The following is an 18,404-nucleotide window of genomic DNA, read 5'->3' as shown; positions in this document are numbered from 1 at the left end:
CACGATATGGAAGCTGAACAATGCGCGTCAGACGCTGAAATCCAGCGGCAGGCATAGACGTTTCCGTCGATGCATACACCAAACGCCAGGCACCCCGTCGACGCGATTCGGGCGTCTGTCAAAGCGTTCTTGCGGCAAACGCTCAATTCATACGCCCGTTTGATTTGGGTGCGCCTACCTTCTGCCATATTCCATCAATTGTCAATTCAGCAGGCAGCGGACAAATCGGGCAAAACGCAGGTAAAAGAAACACCTGATAAAGGCGTATTCATTCCAATGATTGGCTTGGGCGCGGGCATGCCATACGGCGCAGGAAACGACGATCGGTCGTGTGAATCCGAAAAATAATGGGATCCATGGCAGACAAATGCACCAAGAAAGTCTACATTCACCGCACTGCGCATCAAGACGGGTCATTTTCGGATTTTGAGTGAAACGAGTTTGACCGTCTCTTGCGGTATTGCACCGCAACGCATCACGAATTACGGCCTGCCTGGCCAACCCCCAGCCCGATGTTGTTATCGGGCTTTTTAATGCCTGCGATTCGGCCTCTGCGCTCTTACGCCAAGGCTTTGAGTACGGCCGCAATACGCTGCAACACTTCGGCCTCTCCCCGCTCCCCCCAGTACAGTGCAATCAGTTGCGTGCCCGCCTCGACTTTGTAGACGTCAGCCGGCAGCGTCCGAAAGTGCGGCAGCAAACGCGGGTCTTCGCAAGGCTCTCGCCATTGATTGACCCATTCGCCGGGCGCCGTCTGCCAATAGGTCCAGGTGTCCGGCTGACGCGACACGCGGGGACGGTGGTATTGCGCGCAGGGACTTGGAGGTTCCACCAGGAGCCAATGGGGCCATTCCTGGGGAATCAATTGCATCGCCATCCCCATGCGCCGCGCTTCCATGCGCATCGCCATGCGGCCGCTCTGGGAACGGGACGGTCGAAGCCATACCAGCGGGCTCAAAACGACAGCAATGATTGACAGCACTATCCACACCGTCATATCTATGCCCCCGTCGTCGGTAGCGGCGAATAAAAAAACAGGCGTGCCTTGAGGCGCGTGAAAAGAACCATAATCAACACCATCGCAGACCTCAGAAGGAACATCCCATGTCCTATTTACATATTCTGGTAGCCGTGGACCTCACTGAAGAGTGCGACCCCGTTATCAAGAAAGCCATTGGACTGACGCTTGCCAATCAAGGCGCCAAGCTTTCTCTGGTGCACATCGTCGAGCCCATGGCCATGGCCTTCGGTGGCGACGTGCCGATGGACCTGTCTCAACTTCAACAACAACAATTCGATCAGGCCAAGGAAAAACTCGAGGCACTGAAACTGAAATACCCGGATGTGAAGACGGGCGATGCCCATTTGACCTATGGCCAGCCGCGCCAGGAAATTCACCAGTTGGCCAAGGAACATCACGTAGACCTGATCGTGGTCGGCAGCCATGGCCGTCACGGTCTGTCGCTGTTGCTGGGGTCCACCGCCAATGACGTGCTACACGGTGCGCCGTGCGACGTGCTGGCAGTCCGCCTGGCCAAACGCGCCGAATAATCCGGCGACGCAAACAAAAGCCCGGCCCTCGAGGGGTCGGGCTTTTTTGTGGCTGCCGATGGCCAAAGGATCACTCCTCCAGCTCGGCGCTTACTCGTCCAGCTCTGCCCAGCGCTCGACCAACCCATCCAGCTCCTTGTTCAGTTGCTCAAGGGACGCCAGCACTTTGGTCGTTTCGGCGGCAGGACGCTGGTAGAAGCCCGAATCGGCAATCTCGGCTTCGACGGCAGCGATCTGCTGCTCTTTGGCGTCGATCTCGCCCGGCAACGCTTCGAGCTCGCGTTGCAGTTTGTAGCTGAGCTTTTTCTTTACCGGTGGCGCTGCTTCTTGCACAGGGGCCGGGACGGCAACCGGCTCGACGATGGCGGAATTCAGATCGGCCTTGCCGGATTTGCTTTCGGTCACGCCCAACAGACGCGGCGAACCGCCCTGACGCAGCCAGTCTTGATAGCCGCCGACGAACTCGCGCACTTTGCCCTCGCCTTCGAAGACCAGCGTGCTGGTGACCACGTTGTCGAGGAATGCCCGGTCGTGGCTGACCATCAGTACCGTGCCCTTGAAGGTCAGCAGCACCTCTTCCAGCAATTCCAGGGTCTCGACGTCCAGGTCGTTGGTCGGTTCGTCGAGCACCAGCAGGTTGGCGGGCTTGCTGAACAGCTTGGCCAACAGCAAACGCGCGCGCTCGCCACCGGACAAGGCCTTGACCGGCGTGCGCGCACGCTGCGGGCTGAACAGGAAATCGCCCAGGTAGCTGAGGACGTGACGGCTCTGCCCGTCGATGTCGATGAAGTCACGACCTTCGGCGACGTTGTCGACCACGGTCTTCTCCAGGTCGAGCTGGTGACGCAGCTGGTCGAAGTAGGCGACTTCCAGGTTCGTCCCCACGTCCACCGAACCACTGGTGGGCTGGAGATTGTCGAGCATCAGCTTGAGCAGCGTGGTTTTGCCGGTACCGTTGGCGCCCAGCAGGCCAATGCGGTCTTCGCGCTGCAGAACCATGGAGAAATCCTTGATCAGCATCGGGCCGCCCGGGTGAGCGAAGCTGACGTTGTCCAGCACCATGACCTGTTTGCCGGATTTTTCGGCGGTGTCCAGCTGAATGTTGGCCTTGCCGGTGCGCTCACGACGCTCGCTGCGTTCGACGCGCAAGGCTTTCAGCGCACGCACACGGCCTTCATTACGGGTACGACGGGCCTTGATGCCTTGACGAATCCACACTTCTTCCTGAGCCAGGCGTTTGTCGAAGAGCGCGTTGGCGGTCTCTTCGGCAGCCAGCACGGCCTCCTTGTGCACGAGGAAACTGGCGTAGTCGCCGTTCCAGTCGATCAAGCCGCCGCGGTCCAGCTCGAGGATGCGGGTGGCGAGGTTCTGCAAGAAAGAACGGTCGTGCGTGATGAACAGCACAGCGCCCTGGAATTCCTTCAGCGCTTCTTCGAGCCAGGCAATCGCACCGATGTCCAGATGGTTGGTCGGTTCATCGAGCAGCAGCAGATCGGGCTCGGACACCAGTGCCTGCGCCAGCAGCACGCGACGACGCCAGCCGCCGGACAGCTCGGCGAGGGTCTTGTCAGCGGGCAGTTGCAAGCGGCTGAGGGTGCTGTCGACCAGTTGTTGCAGGCGCCAGCCATCTCGAGCTTCAAGGTCCGACTGCACGTGCATCAGTTTGTCGAGGTCTTCAGCGGTGACGATGTTCTGGCTGAGGTGATGGTATTCGGCGAGCAAGGCGCCCACGCCGTCGAGGCCTTCTGCCACGACGTCGAATACGGTGCGGCCATCGGCCACGGGGAGTTCCTGAGGGAGTTCGCCGATCTTCAGGCCCGGGGCCCGCCAGACGCTGCCGTCGTCGGGCAGCTGCGCGCCTTTGACCAGCTTGAGCATGCTGGATTTGCCAGTGCCGTTGCGACCGATGATGCAGACCCGCTCTCCACGGGCGATCTGCCAGGACACCTTGTCCAACAACGGCATGGCGCCGAACGCAAGGGACACATCGCTGAATTTGAGCAGGGTCATGAGCTTCTCCAAAAACCGGGGGCGCATTCTACCTGAGATAGCCGGTGGGTTGGCTGTAAATCGTTTGGATGTTGGCTTTGGATTCTCACCCTGTTGCCCTGCCGGGCCTATTCGCCAGCACGCCGGCTCCCACCTCTGCTGCAACGTGCCGCATTCTGATGGACCGAGATGTCAGCCCTTTCAAAAGCAGCGCAAAAGTCTTGCCGGGCACCAAGGCTACCAACGCGGTCTTGCAGACCGTGGCACGTTGCAAGAAAGGTGGGAGCGGGCTTGCTGGCGAATAGCGCCCGGCAGGGCAACAGGGTGAGAATCCCAAGCCAACCTCATCCGATCTCACTTCAACATCACCGAATCCCGACCTTAACTGCAACCATTTGTTTCCATCCCCCACCCCCATCACCTTCGTGCTTCAACCGACGCGGGCAACAGGCTAAGCTAGCGGCACTTTTCACGGTTCATCTGCACGGAAGTCTCATGCGCAGTCGTTTGTTCAGCCTTTTGTCCTGCCTGCTTCTGTCGGCCACCGCCGCCCAGTCCGTCCAAGCGGTCGATATCACCACTCAACGCCAATACTACGATCAAGCCAAACGCGCGCTGGCCAAAGGCGACGCCGCGCCGTACCGGATGTATGGTTCGGCGCTCGCAGATTACCCGCTCGAGCCCTACCTTGCCTACGACGAACTCACCGCCCGCCTGAACAGCGCGAGCAACGACGAGGTCGAGCGGTTTCTGGCCGAGCATGGCGACCTGCCCCAAGCCAACTTCATGAAACTGCGCTGGCTGCGCCTGCTCGCTTCGAGGGGCGACTGGCAACCGTTCGTCAAGTATTACGACCCGAAACTCAATTTCACCGAACTGGATTGCCTTTACGGCTCCTACCAGCTCAGCCACAACCTGCGCTCCGAAGGCTACGCCAACGCCGAAAAGCTGTGGATGACCGGCAAGACCCTGCCCACCGCCTGCGACGCTTTCTTCACGCAATGGGCCGTTGAAGGTCAGTTGACCGAACAGAAGCGTTGGCAACGGGCCAAACTGGCGGCCCAGGTGCGCAACTACGCGCTGGCGAATCAGTTGGTCAACAGCATGACCACCCTCGCCCCCCAGGGCCGGTTGCTGATCGCCGTGGCGCAGAAGCCCGAAATGGTCAACAACCAGAGCCAGTTCATGCCGGCCGATGAAGCCATGTCCGATGTGGTTGGCCTTGGCTTGCGTCGCCTGGCCAAGCAGGATCCGCAGCGGGCGATGGAACTGCTGGACAGTTACGCGCCCGTGTTGCATTTCTCCCACGAAGAACAGGTGCAGATCGCCAAGGAAATCGGCCTGACCCTCGCACGCAGTTACGACGATCGCGCCCTTCCGCTGATGACCAAGTACGACCCGGACCTGCGCGACGACACCGTCACCGAATGGCGCCTGCGCCTGCTGCTGCGTCTCGGTCGCTGGAACGACGCCTATGAACTGACCCGCCGCCTGCCTCAGGATTTGGCGAGCACCAATCGCTGGCGTTACTGGCAGGCCCGCTCGCTGGAGCTGTCGCAGCCCAACAGCCCGATGTTGCCGGCGCTGTACAAGGTTGTGTCGAAGGAGCGGGATTTCTACGGTTTCCTTGCTGCGGACCGCACGCAGACGCCGTACATGCTCAACAACAGACCGCTGCCGCTGACTCAGGCGACGCTCAATAAAGTGCGCAACACGCCGGGCGTGCGTCGTGCGATGGAGTTCTATGGCCGGGGTGAAGTCGTCAACGGGCGTCGCGAGTGGTACCACGTCACTCGTCATTTCAGCCGTGACGAAATGGTCGCTCAGGCGAAGCTGGCTTATGACATGGGCTGGTATTTCCCGGCAATTCGCACCATCAGCCAGGCGCAATACTGGGACGACCTGGACATTCGTTTTCCCATGGCGCACCGCGACACGCTGGTGCGTGAGGCGCAAGTGCGTGGCCTGCACGCCAGTTGGGTGTTCGCCATCACCCGTCAGGAAAGCGCGTTCATGGACGACGCCCGATCAGGCGTGGGCGCCAGCGGCCTGATGCAGCTTATGCCGGCCACTGCGAAAGAGACGGCGCGCAAGTTCAGCATACCGCTGGCATCTCCCGCCCAGGTGCTGGACCCTGACACCAACATTCAGCTGGGTGCAGCCTATCTCAGTCAGATCCATGGCCAGTTCAATGGCAACCGGGTGCTGGCGTCGGCGGCGTACAACGCAGGCCCGGGGCGAGTGCGGCAGTGGCTCAGAGGCGCGAACCACCTGGCATTCGACGTATGGGTCGAGAGCATTCCCTTCGACGAAACCCGTCAATACGTGCAGAACGTGCTGTCGTACGCGGTGATCTACGGCCAGAAACTCAATGCACCCCAGCCATTGGTGGACTGGCATGAGCGGTTTTTCGATGATTTGTAAGTTGCGGGCAGGCGCCGCGGATCAGAAAACAAGGGTCAATGATCCGCTGCGAAAAACGGTGTAAGCCGCGCTTTCGCCAGTAAGCCGGCTTCCACCTTAATCAACTGCCCCAGGAAGTTGGACCTCCATCCAACCCCTGGAGCAGTTCACTACGGCGTAGGCCCAGACCCTGGGACCGCGTCCCCTTCACTCGAGAATTTCAACCTCCATCCCCACCTCAACGACACCCGGCCCTTCGCTGACCATGTTCTGCCCGAACAACACCAGCCCTTCCTTCTCCCGATAGGTTTTGAGCGTGCTCAAAGGTTCGCGGTCTTCGTTGCGTTCGCCGGTAGCCGGGTCAATGGTAGTGAGGATGCAACGGGAACAGGCGGTGAGCAGTTGGAACGTCATGTCGCCGATGCGGATGCGCTTCCAGCCGTCTTCGGCGAAGGCCTCGGCGCCCTCCACCACCAGATTGGGGCGAAACCGGAGCATCTCTTGCTCACGGCCGATTCGATTCGAGAGATCGTCCAGTGACCCTTGGCCGATCAGCAACAGCGGGAAACCGTCGGCGAAAGCGACCCGGTCGTTGACGGTGCCGTAACCCGAGGGCAGCCAGCGGGCGCGCTCTTTGGGAACGTGGACCATGCGCGTCGGCTTGCCGATGAAATCACTCACCCAGCGTGCCGCTTCATCACCGGCGTCAGGCACTCGCAAGGTGTCGCGCCAGACCGTCACCCCGCGCAGGTTGGCTTCGACGTTTTCGGGCAATGGCACCTTCAGCGGCGCAACGCCAGGGGCCGAAAGGGTCACACCGCCCTCGGCGTTCCACAGCACTGAAAGCTGCGACATATGAGGCAACGCGCGCTGCGTGAAGAAACGGCCATTGGCCTCGTCCACGAGCATCCAGCGTCGGTCGCCGATCAACCCCAATTCATCGAAACCGGCCTGTTGCAGCGGCTCGGCCTGGCAGGATTTGAGGGGATACCGATACAGCGCGCTGAGGTGCAGCATGGACGCGTCCTTATGACTGGGCGGAAAGGCCTCACTGTATACGAGCCATCGCCCGCGCGAACCCTACAGATACAAAAAAGCCCCTCCATACAGCGAGGGGCTGAAGAAACGGCTGCGGGCTGTCAGTTGTCGAGCATCAGGCGCTCGCGCACGACGTCCACCAGTTTGTCCGGCTGGAATTTGGACAGGAAGTTGTCACAGCCGACCTTCTTCACCATCGATTCATTGAAACTGCCCGATAGCGACGTGTGCAGCACCACGTACAAACCGCGCAGGCGCGGGTCGTTGCGGATTTCAGTGGTCAGCCGATAGCCGTCCATTTCCGGCATTTCTGCGTCGGTGAACACCATCAGCAGCTTGTCGGTCATGACCTCACCGCTGTCCGCCCAGCTTTTCAGCAGGTTCAGGGCCTTGAGCCCGTCACTGGCGACATGCATTTTCACGCCAAGTTGGCCAAGGGTGTCGCGCAGTTGCGACAGCGCAACGTTGGAGTCGTCCACCAGCAAGACTTCCCGGCCGCGCGCCCGGGCAAGCACCGGGTCTTCGAGCTTGTCGCGGGAGACCTTGGCGTTGTAAGGCACGATTTCCGCGAGGACCTTCTCGACATCGATGATTTCAACCAATTGGTCGTCGACCTTACTGATCGCGGTCAGGTAATGCTGACGCCCCGCGCTGCCTGGCGGCGGCAAGATCGCTTCCCAATTCATGTTGACGATGCGGTCCACGCCGCCGACCAGGAACGCCTGAACGGAGCGGTTGTATTCCGTGACGATAATGGTGCTCGAAGGCCCCGGCACCAGCGGACGCATGCCGATCGCTTGAGACAGATCAATCACCGGCAGCGTCTGCCCGCGAAGGTTGACCACGCCGCAAACGAAGGGGTGACGCTGAGGCATCAGGGTCAGCTTGGGCAGCTGCAGCACTTCCTGCACCTTGAACACGTTAATCGCGAACAATTGTCGGCCGGCCAGGCGGAACATGAGAATTTCCAGGCGGTTCTCACCCACCAGCTGTGTACGTTGGTCTACCGTGTCGAGAATGCCAGCCATCAGTTGCTCCTGGAGCAGGGTTCAAATAAGTCCGCCTACCTTTTATCGGCAGTATCAGGCCAGACCTTAATCTTCATGAAAACGGCTGCCGAGTTAATTGATATCACATTAACATCATGCTTTACTCTTGGGTATTCTCCGCGTTCGACTGCCTGTCGATAATGGCGTTATGCCAAAAGTAAGTGCAACCGCATCCCACCCCCTAGGGGTATTCCTTATCCGCTATCAGGGCAAACCTGATGTTCGCGGTATCTAATTGCCATTATTGTGACGCCATTCTCATTGAATGGAGTCGGTCAGGTGGTTGCGCTCGAAGCGTTGTTAAATCCCTTCGTCAATTCGGCGCTCATGGACGTCTCTGTTCTGAGCGCTGCCGGGATGCTGGCGCACGATCACGTCTCATCGGCTGCACATAAATCAAAACATTCAGAAACGCCCTACAGACTTCTCATTGCCTTCAACATTAACTTTGCGCCACTCGCTTCGCGCGAATCTGGATCGCTATCCATGAAGAGTGGAGATTTCACATGCTGAACGGCAATGAATGGCAGCACCTGCACGGCGATTTCCTCTGCGACACCCCAGTCCTTCTGAACCGCGCAGACGAATGCCTCAGTCATCTGGAACTGATCAGCGACGATAAGGATGCCGTCGAATGCCTGCTCGTCACTCTGCAACAGATCGCAGGCAAAGCTGACGCGGCGGGGGTTTCAGGCGTCGCCGGCTTCGCCCGCCGGTTACGCTATCTGTTGTATTTCGCCGGGGCTGCCGGACGCTTGCCGCCCAAATCATTGCTGTCCTTGCGCCAATGCCTGGCCTTGTTGTCCTGGCAGGTTGAGCTGGTCGACCCGCTCACCGGCCTGCTGTTGCTGGATGAAGCTGAACAACAGGAGTTGCTGGAGCAATTCGGCTGCTGCTGCGGCATTGGCCAATTCGAACGCGGCCCCTCAGCGCCGATGGAATGGCCCGCGCCGCTGACGGTCGGTTCCGCAGAGGCCGGCAGCGTGGATCGGGTCGATCATTCCAACGCGCTGTAATCCGACTGCCCCTGGCGCAGGTAGCCTCATCTCTGCGCGAGGCGAGACGCTTGCCCGCGACGAATGTGCCCCCATGGTGAAAAGCCCGCCGCGAGCAAGCCGTTGCATCAGCACTGGGTGATAGGCGGATATGAAGTCACCGCCAGGCACACACCGTCAGCCTATCGATTCGACCGGGTTATTCAGCACTGTTGCCCCAGTAATAAATCCTGACTAATCAGACAATTACCGGCGTCGTCTTATTTGGAGTATATGCTTAATAAAGCTGGCAATTAATGTAAGATCGGCGCCCGCGAATGAACGCTTCAGTCGCATTATTCAGATTGAAAGTCGAACACTGGTTTCCGTATGCACATAGAAAGTGGACTGGCGCGTCCTCGCCCCGGCCCTCTTACACGTGACCTGATAATGTTTGATCAGGTGTCCGCACTCATTACCTGATGGCTTCACCCGCTATGCATGGCAGCGACAAGACTTTCAAGTTATGGCCGATGGGCCCGAACAAGGTATATGGATGGGTGGCCATGGTCGGTCTGGTGACGACCGCCTTGAATACCCTTATATGGCTGATCGACGGCCAACTGCCGTGGGCGTTGCTCAACGTCGTGGCTTGTCTGAGTTTTGGGTATGCGATCAGCCGCCCGAACGAGACGATTCAATTCCAGCCCCAGGAATTAGCCGACCATATGCTGCAGGTCCAGGAAACCGAACGTCATCGCTTGAGTCGCGAACTGCATGACGATATCGGTCAGATGTTGACGGCCGCGAAGTTGCAGAGCGACTGGTTGCAACGTCGGGCACCTGAAGCACTGCACCCACACTGCGCGATGCTCAACAACACCCTGGATGAGACCCTGGCGAAAGTGCGTGACGTGTCGGCGATCCTCAATCCCCGGCAGCTGGCGAGTCTGGGCCTGGAGGCCAGCTTGCGCGCGCATTTGCTGCGCACACTGGCCGACACGCCAATTCTCTGGAGCCTCGAATGCCATCAACGTCTGGCGGGTATTCCCGAAGAAATGGCGGTGGCGGCGTTTCGCATCACCCAGGAAGCGGTCACCAATATGCTGCGTCACGCCCAGGCCCGAAACCTGCTGGTCAGGATCAAACGCAATCCTGAGGGCCTCTGTCTGACCATTTCCGACGACGGCCAAGGATTTTCGCCCTCACCCAACCCGGGTGAAGAGGGTCAACGAGGTATGGCCGGCATGGTCGAGCGAGCGACCTTGCTCGGCGGTCACCTTAACGTGAAAAGCGAGCCCGGCCAAGGCACCGACATTCAAGCCCTGTTTCCCTGGGCACCCCGGGCCCGTGAACGCGCTGAGATAAGTAAGCATTCATGATCTGCACTCTTCTTCTGGTCGATGACCATGCTCTGATCCGCGCCGGGGTCCGCGCGCTGGTGTCCGACATTCCCGGTTATCAGGTCGTGGGCGAAGCCGCCAGTGGCGAGCAACTGCTGGAAATGACCCTTGAGCTCATGCCCGACATCATCCTGCTGGATATTTCCATGAAAGACAGCAACGGCCTGGATGCCCTCGAACGGCTGCACCGCGCCCGGCCTCAGAGCAAAGTGCTGATTCTGTCGATGCATACCGATCCACAGATGATCATGCGTGCCCTCGAAGGCGGGGCACATGGCTACCTGCTCAAGGACGCCACGGCGACAGAAATCGAGCAGGCACTGCACGCGCTGCGCAATGACGAGCGTTACTTGAGCCCGGCGATTGCCCATACCGTCATCAACCGAGCCTTGAACAGCGCGCATTCGAGCAAGGTAGAGCCGGTGGAAAATCACAACCTCACCGCCCGGCAGCTGGAAATCCTGCGCCTCATCGTGCGCGGGAAGTCGACCCGGGAAATCGCCAACGGCTTGAACCTCAGCGTGAAAACCGTCGAAACCCACCGCGCGCAGATCATGAAGCGGCTGCAAATCTACGACGTGGCAGGCCTGGTGCTGTTCTGTGTGAGGGAGCGGATCATCAGCCTGGACGATTAGGCGCCCCCGGCGGCGCCTATCATGTGGGGCAGTGAGCGTCCTTACCGATGATGGGGTTTCAGCCACATTCTGGGTAGCTGATCTGCCGCATTGGCAAAGCACACCACGCCCACTGGGTTCTCAGTCGCTGGGGGGCCTTACTCGATTCGTTTTGCCCCGCTCAGCAATGGTGAATGCGCGGGCAGGTGAATGTGCAGCGCGCTAGGCCGGGCCTCGAATCGCAGGTTTTCGCCGCGTAACGGTTCGCCATCAAGGTTAATGTCCAGGCCTTCGGCCGATTTCAACTCAACCCACGGCAGCCGCGCGCGGACGAACAGGTTGTCGATGCCAAGTCCGCCTTCCAGCAAGCTCTTGAGAGTGCCGACCACTTCCTGGGGCGCCGGGAGGATGCTGACATCCAGCAGCCCATCGTCGGCCAGGGCGTTGGGGCACAGCGGATGACCGCCACCGGCCTGGCGACCGTTGCCGATGCCGAGCGCGAGCAAATCGCCACGCCAGTGGAAATCCGGTCCGATCAGCTCACCATGAGCAGCCTTCAACTCGCTGAAGCGCGATAACCCGGTAAACAGGTACGCCGCGCCGCCCAGCACTTTCTTCAGGTCTTCCGAGGTATTGGCCGTCACCTGACTGCCGAAGCCGCCGGTGGCCATGTTGAGGAACAGTTGGCCATCCACCGATCCCATGTCCACCAGACGGGCGGGTACGTCCAGGAGGTCGAGCGCCCGTTCGATTTCCAACGGCACACCTGCCGAGCGGGCGAAATCGTTGGCGGTGCCCAGCGGCAGAATGGTCAGGCGGGCGTCGCTGTGGGCCAGCGCCAACGCCTCGGCAACGTCTCGCAGCGTGCCGTCCCCGCCGCCCGCGATGATTTCCCGGTGCCCGGCGTCCAGTGCTTCCGTCACCAGACGCTGGGCATCGCCGCCCTCCCAGGTCAGGCGCACGTCCAGTTCCCAGCCATGCTGGCGCTTGCGCTGCACCGCCTGGCGAACATCGTCGTTGAGCGCTTGTTTGCCATGAAGAATCAATACTGCCCTGCGCTCGGTCATAACCTTCCCTCTGTGCGTGCATTCATTGCGTGAGATGTTGACCTCAGCCCCCTCGGAAAAAGCCCTCCGGAAAAAAAAATTTTGCTTCACCTGAAAACGCGCCAAAGCCCCGCGATTCTTGGATCCGATGGCCAACTGCATCTTCAACGATGTGCGCAAAACGCAGGATTTTGAGAGATCTGCAAGGAGTTCCGCCATGACACAGCATGTTTCATAGGCTTTACTCTGCTCAGGCACTCGTTTGAGGGATTTGCCGATCTGTATTTGGGAGTAGTCCTACGCCATTTTGGGAATCAATGGGATTTTTTCTCAGCGGCGGGATTGAAATACGGGTCAAGAGAGCGCTTAATCGACAAAATATTGGCTTATTTTGAAATACTCGGTAAAAAAGTCATTATCTTGACTTTCGGAGTGACGCCGGGCAGGTAAGCCAGTCATGGATTCACGGATCGAAGATGTGAGGACGTCATATGCGACTGCAACCGGTCGACAGCCTTCTGCTAACACGCACGAGCCTGATCGAGTATTTCCTGTTCGCCGTCAGGTTGGTACACGGGGTCACATCGGTTCTACCCGGCATCCTGATATTTGCCCTCTGGAAGGCCGACACCCCCACCCCACCGGAAAGCTACCTGATGGTGCAGGTGTTTTTCGGGGTCGTCTGTGTGCTGATGTTCCAGGCCCTCGGGGTGTATTCCGAGGTGATCTTCAGCAATCGTTCACGCTTCAAGATGATCTTTTTCGTCTGGTCCTCGGCGTTCTGCGTGCTGTTGTTCATGCACAAGGCGCTGGACCTGTTCGTCTACATCACACAAGAGCAGCTGATGGTCTGGTTCATCGCCAGCCTGGCGATGTTCTGCGCCGAGCGTCTGCTGCTGTTGGTCATCTACAAGCGTTTGATGGCCCGGGGGTTCTTCTTGCAAAGCGCGGTGATTCTCGGCGCCACCGAGAACGGTCAACGTCTGGCCGAGTATATGCTGCAGAACCAGGACATCCGTTCGGGTGTATTGGGGTTCATCGATGACCGCATCGGTCGCCTTCCCAAAACCATGGCCAACCTGCCGCTGCTGGGCAACACCCGCGATCTGGAGACCCTGATCCGTGAGGAGAAGGTCACCCAGGTGTTGGTCGCCCTGCCCTGGTCCGCCGAAAATCGCATGGACTACATCATTCGCGAACTGCGCCGGCTGCCGGTGAACGTGTTGCTGGTGCCTGACATGGTTGCCTTCCGCCACGCCCACAACCGCATCACCGAAGTCGCCAGCCTGCCGATGTTCAACGCCTCCGACGTGCCGCTGCGGGGCTGGTCGCCGCTGTTCAAGCGCATCGAAGACATGGTGCTGTCGAGTGTGGCGATTCTGCTGCTGTCGCCGGTCATGGCCGCCATCGCCCTCGCGATCAAGCTGGATTCCCGGGGACCGGTGCTGTTCTGGCAAAAGCGCTATGGCTACAACAATCGGCTGATCACCGTGTGCAAGTTCCGCTCGATGTACACCCATCAGGCCGACGCGACCGCCGAGCAACAGACCGTCAAGGGCGACGCCAGGGTGACCCGGGTCGGACGTTTCATCCGCAAGACCAGCCTGGATGAGTTGCCGCAACTGTTCAACGTGTTCGCGGGCAGTATGTCAATGGTGGGGCCGCGCCCACATGCCACGGCCACCAAGGCCGCGGGCATTTTGTTCGAGCAAGCTGTCAAGGAGTACACCTCGCGTCATCGAGTCAAGCCGGGCATTACCGGACTGGCGCAGATCAACGGTTTTCGTGGTGAGACAGACACTGTTGAGAAGATCGAAAAGCGCGTCGAATTCGATCTCGAATACATCGAAAACTGGTCCGTCTGGTTCGATTTATACATCCTTCTGCGCACTGTTCCGGCAGTGCTTTTCTCTCGTGAGGCTTACTGATGGGCACCCTGATTCCTTGCATTATCGCCGGCGGTGCCGGCACCCGTTTGTGGCCAGTCTCCCGTGAGGCGATGCCCAAACCGTTCATGCGGTTACCCGATGGCGAAAGCCTGCTGCAAAAAACCTTCAACCGCGCCAGCAACCTGCCGGGTGTGCAAAGCGTGCTGACGGTGACCAACCGCGAAGTCTACTTCCGCACCGTCGATGATTACCGCCTGCTGAACGACCACAAGCTGCACCTGGATTTTCTGTTGGAACCCTTCGGTCGCAATACCGCCCCTGCCATCGCTGCGGCGGCGCTGCATGTACAGGAATTGCACGGCGATGACGCCCAGTTGCTGATTCTGCCCGCGGACCAACTGATCACCGACATCAACGCGTTCACCACGGCGGTCAACGACGCGCAAAGGCTGGCAGACGAAGGCTGGCTAGTGACCTTTGGCCTGATCCCGACCCGTGCGGAGACCGGCTTTGGCTACATCGAAAAAGGCCAGGCCTTGAGCGACAGGGGCTACCAGGTTGCCCGCTTCGTCGAGAAACCAGACGCCGGGACCGCTCAGGAATACCTCACGGGCGGCCTGCATTTGTGGAACGCCGGGATGTTCTGCCTGCGCGTCGATGTGCTGCTGCGGGAACTGGAAACCCATGCCCCGGATGTGCTGGCAGCGGTGCGACATTGCCTGACGCAGTGCAAAAGCAAGGAAGGCAGCAACGAGCTGCAAATGGAACTGGACGCCGCCACCTTCGCCCAGGTGCCGGACATTTCCATCGACTACGCCTTGATGGAGCGCTCGCAGAAAGTCGCGGTGGTCCCCTGTGAACTGGGCTGGAGCGACATCGGCTCCTGGCAGGCGATTCGTGAACTGGTGCCCGCTGACGTCAACGGCAACCAGTACAACGGGCAGGTGGTGCTGCACGACGTGACCAATTGTTACATCGACTCGAAGAAGCGCCTGGTCGGCGCCGTGGGCCTGGACAACCTGATCATCATCGACACCCCGGATGCGCTGCTGATCGCCGACGCCGAGCGTACCCAGGAAGTCAAGCTGATTGCTCAGGAACTCAAGCGTCAGGGCCATCCGGCGTACCTGCTGCACAACACCGTGACCCGCCCCTGGGGCACGTACACGGTGCTGGAGGAAGGCAAGCGCTTCAAGATCAAACGCATTGTGGTCAAGCCGCAGGGTTCGCTGTCGCTGCAGATGCACCACCACCGCAGCGAGCACTGGATCGTGGTCAGCGGCATGGCGCGGGTCACCAACAACGACCGCGAATTCATGCTCGACACCAACGAATCGACGTTCATCCAACCGGGTCACACCCATCGCCTGGTCAATCCGGGGGTCATTGACCTGGTGATGATCGAGGTGCAGAGCGGCGAATACCTCGGCGAAGACGACATCGTGCGCTTCACTGACATCTATGGCCGCGTGCCGGACGCGCCGAAAGTCTGACCTGACAGGACACCCGATCCTGGCCGCGCCTGTCGCGGCCATTACCCCGCGAGGCTAAACCCGACACGACACCGCAGCACCCCATGACATTGGACTTGGCAGTATCGCCGACATGATTGTTTTACCCGCAAGGGAGCCGTATTCATGTATGACAGGAGTTTTGGACCAATGAAAAACACGCTGTTGCTCGCCAGCGTTCTGCTGCTGTGCGCGTGCAACACGCCGGCACGGGTCGGCTTGCCTGAATCCCCTGAGATAAAGGCGGCCGAAGACGCTGGTCGAGCCCTCGCAGGCAAGCCGTTGCCTCCGGAGCGCATTCACGCGGGCGACACCCTGCGCATCGTGCGCAATACAGGGGAAGCGCCTTCGATTTCGGCGTTCACCGCCAACTCGATCTACGAACTGACCCTGTTCCCGGTACTCAACGACGGCACCTTTTCTTACCCTTACATCGGTTCGGTCAAAGCGGCGGGCCTCACCGTGCCGCAACTGATCGCGGTGCTGGAGGCCAAGCTGGCGCCGATCTATCGGGAAACGGCATTGACCATCAACATCAGTCAGGCGCCCAGCAACGTCGTGTTCGTCGGCGGCGCGGTGCGCAATCCGTCCAACCTGCCGGTGCCCGTGGTGACCAACCTGGAGCAGGCGCTGGTGGGGGCTGGCGGGATCAATCCCGATGCCGACGCGACCAAAGTGGCGCTGCTGCGTCAGGGCGACGACGGCCTCTACAAGACCTACTTTTTCGATTACAGCAAGTTGCTCTACGCGGGCGGAGGAGGCCCGAGCGCGCCGGTGCTGTTGCAGCGCGGCGATGTCGTGTTCGTTCCCAAATCCGCGGTCGGCAACAGGATCGATGGCGTGAACATGTACTTCAACCAGTTGATCCCCTTCTCGAAATCGTTGGGCTTCGGCGTGAATTACAACTTGCGCGACAGCAATTAACCGGAAGGGACCCCGACATGATCACGATCCGCTCATTCCGCGATTTGCTTCGCCTGTTTTTCATTTTTCGCCGTGAAGTCCAGATCACTGTCATCGTAACGCTCGCCATTATCGTGCTGGGGGCATTTCTGCTGCCGAGCCGCTACGAGTCGACGTCGCTGCTGCTGGTCAAGCCCGGACGCGACACCAGCACCGTTCCGATCGAGCTCGCCGACCGCCAATCCATCGCTGCGCCCAGCGGCCTGCGCGACCCGTTGCTGGATGAAGAACGCATGCTCAGCGGACGGCCGATCATCCGTCAGGTGGCGCGGGAGTACATGGAAAAAATGGCCAGCGTCCCGCGAGAAACCGGGGTATGGGCCACGCTGAAGAACGCGCCCAACATCGCCTTTGCCTGGCTGGTCAATGCCGCCCGACAGACATTGGAATTCATCGGCCTGGTGGCGGAGCGCTCGCCTGAAGATCGCCTCACCGAGGAGCTGGAGAAAAGCTTCAAGGCCAGCCACGACCCGGGGTCCTCGGTCATGGAGCTGACACTGACCTGGAACGACCCCGAAGTCGCCCAGGCGATTCTCAAGAGTTGGGTGGAGCGTTTTGAGGAAGAACGCACCCGCACCCTGGGCCGCGTGAGTTTGTATGCGTTTTATGAGCAGGAAGTGAAAGACACGCAGGCCAATATCCTCAACCACAAGCATCAGATCCAAACGTTGCTCAACCAACTGGGCGCCGTCAGCATTGCCCAGCGCCTGGCCGATGTCGCTCAAGGGCTGAACGACCTGCGCACCGAGCGCAACAACACGCTGCGGTCCATCGCCGCGACCAAGGCCGGGATCGACAAGATTCAAGAGCAGATCAACAAGCAGACCCGGCTCATCAGTTCCGGCAAGGAGCTGGCGCTGAACCCGACCCGCCAGGACCTGGAGAGCCGCATCAACGGCAAGGAAGTGGAGCGGCAAGAACTGCTGCGTTCCTACAAGGAAAGTGCGCCGCCGGTGGTCGCGCTGGACAACGAAATCAATAACCTCAAGGCCCTGTGGAAGAGCCACAGCACCACGGTCCAGCGCACCGAAAACATCGCGCCGAACCCGCTGTTCACGCGCTTGCAGAACATCCTGAATGATCAGCAAGCCAGCTATACCCGGCTGTTGGTCCAGCTCAAACAGCTGGACGCGCAACTCGAACAACTGGAAAAGGACCGGCAACAGGCGCTGGACCTCGAACCGCAGTTCGCCCGCCTGCAAAGCGAGCTGGAAGCAGAAGACAAGAACTATGCGCTCTACACCGTCAGCCTGGAAAAAGCCCGCATCGACCGCGAGCTCGACAACAAACGCATCAGCAACATCGCGATCATCGAGCACGCCACGTTCAACCCGAGCAAGGTGTTCCCGAAAAGCCTGTTGCTGTTGCTGGTGGCCATTCCGCTCAGCCTCGGCGTCGGTCTGTTGGCGATGTACCTGTTCTACCTGCTGGACCAACGCATCCACGACGCCGACGGGATCGAGGCGCAGTTCGGCGTGCCGGTCTGGACCACGCTCCAGGACCTGAGCGCCGCCAAAGGCCCGCCCCGCAGCGCGTTTAGCGCCAGCCTTTACCGCCTGTACAGCGTGCTGCCGCTGGAGCAGGTGCCCGAGCGGGGCCTGAGCATCGGCATCACCTCGGCCAATGCGGGCGAAGGGGTGACGTTCGTCATCGATCATTTGCGCGACCTGCTGGTGGAGCTGGGTTATACCGTGCGGGTGGGCGACGGGCGCACCGCTGCCGCCGGAGAAATCCAGCTGATCGATGCTTCGGCGTTCTACAGTCGGCAGGAGGCGTTCGTGCACCTGCGCAACGCCGACCTGATCGTGCTGGTGATCGAAGCCGAAAAATCCACCGTGCCGAAATTGCAGAACGCGCTGGCGACCTTGTCCACCGCCTTCAAGCACGTCGATGGCGTGATCCTCAATCGCCGTCGCTTCGAGATCCCGGAAAAAGTGCTGACCTGGATCGGCCGCTATCGGAGCCACCACTAAG

General features: G+C 59.9%; 15 protein-coding genes. 10 read left to right on the top strand and 5 right to left on the bottom strand.

Features of this window, described 5'->3' with window-relative positions; all coding sequences use genetic code 11:
• Positions 1-559: 559 nt before the first annotated feature.
• On the bottom strand, positions 560-997 hold the full coding sequence (locus tag B3N48_RS07855; protein WP_296181753.1) for a hypothetical protein: 438 nt from the start codon (positions 995-997) through the stop codon (positions 560-562).
• 107 nt (positions 998-1,104) lie between these two features.
• Here B3N48_RS07855 and B3N48_RS07850 point away from each other — a divergent pair, with 107 nt between their 5' ends.
• The gene (locus tag B3N48_RS07850; protein ID WP_296181751.1) at positions 1,105-1,551 is read left to right on the top strand and encodes a universal stress protein; all 447 of its coding nucleotides are present in this window, start codon (positions 1,105-1,107) and stop codon (positions 1,549-1,551) included.
• 90 nt (positions 1,552-1,641) lie between these two features.
• Here B3N48_RS07850 and B3N48_RS07845 read toward each other — a convergent pair whose 3' ends face one another.
• Positions 1,642-3,561: an ATP-binding cassette domain-containing protein gene (locus B3N48_RS07845; RefSeq protein WP_296181749.1), complete on the bottom strand. Its 1,920-nt coding sequence runs from the start codon at positions 3,559-3,561 to the stop codon at positions 1,642-1,644.
• A 474-nt stretch (positions 3,562-4,035) separates the two neighbouring features.
• Here B3N48_RS07845 and B3N48_RS07840 point away from each other — a divergent pair, with 474 nt between their 5' ends.
• Positions 4,036-5,964, top strand: a complete 1,929-nt coding sequence (locus tag B3N48_RS07840) for a transglycosylase SLT domain-containing protein (protein WP_296181748.1) — start codon at positions 4,036-4,038, stop codon at positions 5,962-5,964.
• Positions 5,965-6,150: 186 nt separating this feature from the next.
• Here the strand turns inward: B3N48_RS07840 and B3N48_RS07835 are convergent, their stop codons facing one another.
• Both B3N48_RS07835 and B3N48_RS07830 read right to left on the bottom strand, forming a co-directional pair.
• The gene (locus B3N48_RS07835; protein WP_296181746.1) at positions 6,151-6,960 is read right to left on the bottom strand and encodes an MOSC domain-containing protein; all 810 of its coding nucleotides are present in this window, start codon (positions 6,958-6,960) and stop codon (positions 6,151-6,153) included.
• 122 nt (positions 6,961-7,082) lie between these two features.
• Positions 7,083-8,009, bottom strand: coding sequence for a chemotaxis protein CheV (locus B3N48_RS07830; RefSeq protein WP_296181744.1), 927 nt, complete (start codon positions 8,007-8,009; stop codon positions 7,083-7,085).
• A 300-nt stretch (positions 8,010-8,309) separates the two neighbouring features.
• On the opposite strand from B3N48_RS07830, the gene B3N48_RS07825 reads away from it, so the two are divergent.
• From B3N48_RS07825 to B3N48_RS07810, 4 genes are all read left to right on the top strand, one after another.
• The gene (locus tag B3N48_RS07825) at positions 8,310-8,543 is read left to right on the top strand and encodes a hypothetical protein (RefSeq protein ID WP_296181741.1); all 234 of its coding nucleotides are present in this window, start codon (positions 8,310-8,312) and stop codon (positions 8,541-8,543) included.
• Positions 8,537-9,046 carry a hypothetical protein gene (locus tag B3N48_RS07820; RefSeq protein ID WP_296181739.1) on the top strand — a complete coding sequence of 170 codons (510 nt, stop codon included), beginning with the start codon at positions 8,537-8,539 and terminating at the stop codon, positions 9,044-9,046. The genes B3N48_RS07825 and B3N48_RS07820 overlap by 7 nt, the downstream gene beginning before the upstream one ends.
• 455 nt (positions 9,047-9,501) lie before the next feature.
• Positions 9,502-10,386, top strand: coding sequence for a sensor histidine kinase (locus B3N48_RS07815; protein ID WP_296181977.1), 885 nt, complete (start codon positions 9,502-9,504; stop codon positions 10,384-10,386).
• The gene (locus B3N48_RS07810) at positions 10,383-11,042 is read left to right on the top strand and encodes a response regulator transcription factor (protein ID WP_296181737.1); all 660 of its coding nucleotides are present in this window, start codon (positions 10,383-10,385) and stop codon (positions 11,040-11,042) included. Before B3N48_RS07815 ends, B3N48_RS07810 begins: the two co-directional genes overlap by 4 nt.
• Positions 11,043-11,179: 137 nt before the next feature.
• Here B3N48_RS07810 and yegS read toward each other — a convergent pair whose 3' ends face one another.
• Positions 11,180-12,088: a lipid kinase YegS gene (yegS, locus tag B3N48_RS07805; protein WP_296181736.1), complete on the bottom strand. Its 909-nt coding sequence runs from the start codon at positions 12,086-12,088 to the stop codon at positions 11,180-11,182.
• A gap of 470 nt (positions 12,089-12,558) precedes the next feature.
• On the opposite strand from yegS, the gene B3N48_RS07800 reads away from it, so the two are divergent.
• The 4 genes from B3N48_RS07800 to B3N48_RS07785 all read left to right on the top strand — a co-directional run bounded on the left by B3N48_RS07800 (position 12,559) and on the right by B3N48_RS07785 (position 18,403).
• Positions 12,559-13,995, top strand: a complete 1,437-nt coding sequence (locus tag B3N48_RS07800; protein WP_296181733.1) for an undecaprenyl-phosphate glucose phosphotransferase — start codon at positions 12,559-12,561, stop codon at positions 13,993-13,995.
• On the top strand, positions 13,995-15,449 hold the full coding sequence (locus tag B3N48_RS07795; RefSeq protein WP_296181731.1) for a mannose-1-phosphate guanylyltransferase/mannose-6-phosphate isomerase: 1,455 nt from the start codon (positions 13,995-13,997) through the stop codon (positions 15,447-15,449). The genes B3N48_RS07800 and B3N48_RS07795 overlap by 1 nt, the downstream gene beginning before the upstream one ends.
• Before the next feature lie 168 nt (positions 15,450-15,617).
• Positions 15,618-16,391, top strand: a complete 774-nt coding sequence (locus tag B3N48_RS07790; RefSeq protein WP_296181729.1) for a polysaccharide biosynthesis/export family protein — start codon at positions 15,618-15,620, stop codon at positions 16,389-16,391.
• A 17-nt stretch (positions 16,392-16,408) separates the two neighbouring features.
• Positions 16,409-18,403 (top strand): exopolysaccharide transport family protein, encoded by a 1,995-nt coding sequence (locus tag B3N48_RS07785; RefSeq protein WP_296181726.1) that lies wholly within the window; start codon positions 16,409-16,411, stop codon positions 18,401-18,403.
• Position 18,404 lies beyond the last annotated feature (1 nt).

Origin of the sequence: Pseudomonas sp. UBA1879, assembly GCF_002338065.1 — a bacterium.
GTDB lineage: Bacteria > Pseudomonadota > Gammaproteobacteria > Pseudomonadales > Pseudomonadaceae > Aquipseudomonas.
Note: the sequence above shows the minus strand (reverse complement) of the source record. Positions and strands in the feature narration are given on the sequence as shown.

Coding starts and splice junctions, on each gene's coding strand:
- B3N48_RS07850 (WP_296181751.1), top strand. CDS start 1,105: ATGTCCTATTTACATATTCTGGTAGCCGTGGACCTCACTGAAGAGTGC.
- B3N48_RS07815 (WP_296181977.1), top strand. CDS start 9,502: ATGCATGGCAGCGACAAGACTTTCAAGTTATGGCCGATGGGCCCGAAC.
- B3N48_RS07795 (WP_296181731.1), top strand. CDS start 13,995: ATGGGCACCCTGATTCCTTGCATTATCGCCGGCGGTGCCGGCACCCGT.
- B3N48_RS07820 (WP_296181739.1), top strand. CDS start 8,537: ATGCTGAACGGCAATGAATGGCAGCACCTGCACGGCGATTTCCTCTGC.
- B3N48_RS07790 (WP_296181729.1), top strand. CDS start 15,618: ATGAAAAACACGCTGTTGCTCGCCAGCGTTCTGCTGCTGTGCGCGTGC.
- yegS (WP_296181736.1), bottom strand. CDS start 12,088: ATGACCGAGCGCAGGGCAGTATTGATTCTTCATGGCAAACAAGCGCTC.
- B3N48_RS07830 (WP_296181744.1), bottom strand. CDS start 8,009: ATGGCTGGCATTCTCGACACGGTAGACCAACGTACACAGCTGGTGGGT.
- B3N48_RS07855 (WP_296181753.1), bottom strand. CDS start 997: ATGACGGTGTGGATAGTGCTGTCAATCATTGCTGTCGTTTTGAGCCCG.
- B3N48_RS07810 (WP_296181737.1), top strand. CDS start 10,383: ATGATCTGCACTCTTCTTCTGGTCGATGACCATGCTCTGATCCGCGCC.
- B3N48_RS07845 (WP_296181749.1), bottom strand. CDS start 3,561: ATGACCCTGCTCAAATTCAGCGATGTGTCCCTTGCGTTCGGCGCCATG.
- B3N48_RS07840 (WP_296181748.1), top strand. CDS start 4,036: ATGCGCAGTCGTTTGTTCAGCCTTTTGTCCTGCCTGCTTCTGTCGGCC.
- B3N48_RS07800 (WP_296181733.1), top strand. CDS start 12,559: ATGCGACTGCAACCGGTCGACAGCCTTCTGCTAACACGCACGAGCCTG.
- B3N48_RS07835 (WP_296181746.1), bottom strand. CDS start 6,960: ATGCTGCACCTCAGCGCGCTGTATCGGTATCCCCTCAAATCCTGCCAG.
- B3N48_RS07785 (WP_296181726.1), top strand. CDS start 16,409: ATGATCACGATCCGCTCATTCCGCGATTTGCTTCGCCTGTTTTTCATT.